The organism is Pseudomonas sp. SIMBA_067 (assembly GCF_046534675.1).
In the GTDB taxonomy this organism is placed as follows: domain Bacteria; phylum Pseudomonadota; class Gammaproteobacteria; order Pseudomonadales; family Pseudomonadaceae; genus Aquipseudomonas; species Aquipseudomonas putida.
The window spans coordinates 1-336 of sequence record NZ_JAWRYH010000170.1 but is presented as its reverse complement, the minus strand read 5'-3'; the positions used below and the strand labels follow the sequence as shown (position 1 = coordinate 336).

General features: G+C 55.1%; 1 pseudogene. It reads right to left on the bottom strand.

The features are described from left to right. Positions 1–336 (bottom strand): annotated as a pseudogene (locus SB765_RS28570) (hypothetical protein); the annotation flags it as partial.

The window sequence follows — 336 nt, the reverse complement described above, 5'->3', positions numbered from 1 at the left end:
AGAATGGACCGGAACGTCTCACGATCCGTCACTTCATTCGAGTTGAAGTCACAGAGCATCTTGGTCCTCCCAAGGGCAGCCGAGGTCTTGCCTGAGCCCGCAACGCCCTCGACCCACATTGGCCCAACCGGTGCACGGGAAATGATCTTGTCCTGATTCGGGGTTCGATTAAGAAAAAAGTGCTCATCCAGGCTCATGCGCTCAATTAGCTCACCGCCAACGTCATCTTCCACATCATCGAGATCAGCAATCGACAGTGTCGAATCTTCTTCCTCGTCATCATCGAGAATCTGCAGCTGAGGCGTGGCAGGGACGGACGGCGTCAGCTCTAGTGGC